Source organism: Kaarinaea lacus (assembly GCF_975902315.1).
The window spans coordinates 1-3,584 of record NZ_CDLKIE010000131.1 but is presented as its reverse complement, the minus strand read 5'-3'; the positions used below and the strand labels follow the sequence as shown (position 1 = coordinate 3,584).

At 45.6% G+C, this 3,584-nt stretch carries 5 protein-coding genes; 4 read left to right on the top strand and 1 reads right to left on the bottom strand.

Annotated features, from left to right (window positions below; all coding sequences use genetic code 11):
* The 3 genes from ACWVCM_RS03610 to ACWVCM_RS03600 all read left to right on the top strand — a co-directional run.
* Positions 1 to 813 (top strand): phosphomannomutase/phosphoglucomutase (locus ACWVCM_RS03610; RefSeq protein WP_455200345.1); only part of this gene is annotated, 813 nt, incomplete at its 5' end.
* A gap of 17 nt (positions 814 to 830) precedes the next feature.
* A complete protein-coding gene (gene argB, locus ACWVCM_RS03605) occupies positions 831 to 1,733 on the top strand; it encodes an acetylglutamate kinase (protein WP_455200344.1) in 903 nt (300 codons plus the stop codon).
* 27 nt (positions 1,734 to 1,760) lie between these two features.
* A complete protein-coding gene (locus ACWVCM_RS03600) occupies positions 1,761 to 2,516 on the top strand; it encodes a sulfite exporter TauE/SafE family protein (RefSeq protein WP_455200343.1) in 756 nt (251 codons plus the stop codon).
* A gap of 12 nt (positions 2,517 to 2,528) precedes the next feature.
* Here the strand turns inward: ACWVCM_RS03600 and pyrE are convergent, their stop codons facing one another.
* The gene (gene pyrE / locus ACWVCM_RS03595) at positions 2,529 to 3,173 is read right to left on the bottom strand and encodes an orotate phosphoribosyltransferase (RefSeq protein ID WP_455200342.1); all 645 of its coding nucleotides are present in this window, start codon (positions 3,171 to 3,173) and stop codon (positions 2,529 to 2,531) included.
* A 180-nt stretch (positions 3,174 to 3,353) separates the two neighbouring features.
* Between pyrE and ACWVCM_RS03590 the strand changes: the two genes are divergently transcribed.
* A partial coding sequence (locus ACWVCM_RS03590; RefSeq protein ID WP_455200341.1) for an endonuclease/exonuclease/phosphatase family protein occupies positions 3,354 to 3,584 on the top strand: 231 nt, incomplete at its 3' end.

Below are 3,584 nucleotides of genomic sequence, written 5' to 3'. Positions count from 1 at the left end.
TTGGGGTGTGATGTGACAGAAATGTTTTGCGATGTAGATGGGAATTTTCCCAACCACCACCCCGATCCCAGCAAACCGGAAAACTTGCAGGATTTGAAAAAGGCACTGGCTTCCAGTGATGCCGATATTGGTTTGGCCTTTGATGGTGACGGTGATCGTCTCGGGGTTATTACACCCCAGGGAGAAGTGATTTGGGCTGATCGTCAATTAATGCTTTATGCCAAAGACATCCTCGCTCGAAATCCCGGTGGCGATATTATTTTTGACATTAAATGCACCATCAAATTACCCGCAGTCATCGAAAAGGCTGGCGGCAATCCCATTATGTGGAAAACCGGGCATTCGTTTATTAAAGCAAAATTAAAAGAAACCGGCGCATTGTTGGCCGGTGAAATGAGTGGGCATATCTTTTTCAAGGAACGCTGGTATGGTTTTGATGATGCGCTATACACCGCTTCACGTTTGCTGGAAATACTCGCAAAAGATCCTCGTCCGGCTACAGATATATTTGCTGAATTACCTGATAGCGTAAATACTCCTGAGCTCAATCTCAATATGGCAGAAGGCGAGCATTTTAAACTAATAGATAAGCTGGTTAGCAACGCAAACTTTGAAGGTGCTAAACTTACCACTATTGACGGTGTCAGGGCTGACTGGGAAGACGGTTTTGGCCTGGTACGCGCTTCCAATACCACACCCTGCCTGGTATTTCGTTTTGAAGGTGATAACGAACAGGTGCTGGAAAGAATTAAGGATTCGTTTCGTCAGTTGGTAAAGGAAAACGCCGATCCCGATTTGAAAATTCCATTTTAAAATATTTCTAAACCACTATGTCATTAACACGCAAATCAGCCATAAACACTGCCCACGTGCTGGCAGAGGCCCTGCCGTACATTCAACGATTTTCTGGCAAGACTTTTGTGATCAAGTACGGCGGCAACGCTATGGTTGATGAAGCGTTAAAAGCAAGCTTTGCACGGGATATCGTGCTGATGAAAGCCGTGGGTATTAACCCGGTGGTAGTTCATGGTGGTGGGCCACAGATCGGAAACCTGCTGGAACGCCTCGGCAAAGAATCCGAGTTTGTTCAAGGCATGCGGGTTACTGATGCTGAAACCATGGACGTAGTAGAAATGGTATTGGGCGGCCTGGTCAATAAGGATATCGTTAACCTGATTAACCGAAAAGGGGGCAACGCCGTAGGATTAACAGGTAAGGATGGCGATTTAATTCACGCCAAGAAACTCACCTTTACCAAGAACGCGCCGGAAATGAACGCGCCCGAGATTATCGATATTGGTCATGTGGGCGATGTTGAAAGCATTGATGCTTCCGTTGTAAATATGCTGGTAAAGGGCAACTTTATCCCGGTCATCGCTCCCATCGGCGTCGGAAAAGATGGTTTGTCTTATAACATTAACGCAGACCTGGTTGCTGGCAAGCTTGCGGAAACCCTGCAAGCGGAGAAACTTATGTTGCTTACCAATACGGAAGGTCTGCTGGACAAGAACGGTAAACTGTTGACCGGCTTAACAGCAACTGAAGTAGACCACCTTATCGAAGACGGAACCATCCACGGCGGCATGCTGCCAAAAATTGCCAGCGCGTTAAATGCCGTGAAATCAGGGGTTAATACCTCGCACATCGTTGATGGCCGGGTAGAGCATGCCGTATTACTGGAGATCTTCACTGATGAAGGTGTAGGCACATTAATAAAATCTTCCAGTCGTTAATTCTATTACCAGCACAGGCCGCAGATCTTGCTTGATCTGGAACAACTATTATTATTCTTCATTTCCCTTATTGCTAATATCTTTTCTGCCTTCGCAGGCGGCGGCGCCGGCCTCATCCAGTTTCCCGCACTGATTTTCCTTGGCCTGCCGTTTGGTATTGCATTGGCAACCCACAAAGTGGCCAGTGTCGCCTTAGGTATTGGCGCGACCATTCGAAATCTCAGAGAGGGATCTCTTGATAAACGACTGACCTTTGCGATGCTGTCATTCGGACTGCCCGGTGTCATTCTGGGTGCCAATGTGATACTCCTGGTGCCGGACAGGAATGCTGAAATCGCGCTTGGCATTCTTACCGCCGGGCTTGGACTTTATTCCGTTTTTAAGCCGCAATTAGGTCTGCAAAAAAAGGAAACTGCCATTACAACACGCTCAATACTAATTGGCGGAATGGTTTTGTTCGTCATCGGCGCCTTGAATGGTTCACTGACTTCGGGTACCGGATTATTTGTTACGTTATGGCTGGTTAGCTGGTTTGGCCTGGATTATAAGCGCGCTGTTGCGCATACCCTGATACTGGTTGGTTTGTTCTGGAACGGAACTGGTGCTACCGCTTTAGCCATGCTTTCAGACATCAAGTGGGCATGGTTACCGGCTTTACTACTGGGCTCATTATTGGGTGGGTATATTGGCGCTCATCTCGCAATCATCAAAGGCAACACATGGATCAAACGAGCTTACGAAGTCATTACGCTGGTTGTCGGATTCAAGCTGATAATGGGTTAAATTGAAAGTTAATTAACTAACGCCATATTTTTCACGATAGGTTTTAATGGCAGCCATGAACTCCTGCATGTCTGAGTTTTGTTCCAGATAATTGATCAGGTCACCCAGACAAACAATGTTTGCCACGGGAACACCAAATTCTGTTTCGACTTCCTGAATGGCTGTTTTACTGGTTTTACCCACTTCCTGGCGATCCAGCGCAATAACAACACCGGCCGGTTCTGCTCCCTGTGCTTTTATAATATCTATCGATTCGCGAACCGAGGTGCCCGCTGAAATAACATCGTCAATAATCAGGACCTTGCCCTGTAGAGGCGCACCAACAATAACGCCGCCTTCACCATGATCTTTTACTTCTTTTCGATTAAACGCGTACGGCAAGTCCCTGTCATAGTCGTTAGCCAAAGCGATAGCCATGGCGGATGCCAGCGGTATGCCTTTGTAAGCAGGTCCATAGATCATGTCGAAATCGATCCCGGACTTAACGATAGTTTGCGCATAAAAACTACCCAGCTTCGCCAGGCTTCGTCCGGTATTAAATAAACCACTGTTAAAGAAGTAGGGACTTTGGCGTCCCGATTTCAGTGTAAATTCGCCAAATCTCAACACACCAATATCAATGGCAAACGATAAAAATTCTTTTTGATAATTTTCCATGTTTAATTAAAACCTCGGATTAGCAAATATACACGTCTATCAAACTGCTGATATTGACTTATTATAATCAATTATTGTCGATGAACTCTACGGCTGTTTAAAAAATACATTCGCAGCAATAGATCAAACGCCATTATTTCAGTATCATGAGCAGTCTTATGTATCTCAGCGGACCTAAAAATGAAAGTCATTACAGCAAATGTAAACGGTATTCGAGCTGCCCAGAAAAAAGGCTTTTTCGAGTGGCTAAAAAAGCAAAAAGCCGACGTAGTGTGCATTCAGGAAATCAAAGCGCAGGCCCATCAGCTGGATAATGAAATTTTTTACCCCAAAAACTTTCACTCTTATTACTTTGAAGCGGAGAAAAAGGGTTATAGCGGCGTTGCGATTTATTGCCGGGAAAAACCTGAC

Bases quoted from the DNA above. Each gene is read 5' to 3' on its own strand.
- pyrE (WP_455200342.1), bottom strand. From the start codon at position 3,173: ATGGAAAATTATCAAAAAGAATTTTTATCGTTTGCCATTGATATTGGT.
- argB (WP_455200344.1), top strand. From the start codon at position 831: ATGTCATTAACACGCAAATCAGCCATAAACACTGCCCACGTGCTGGCA.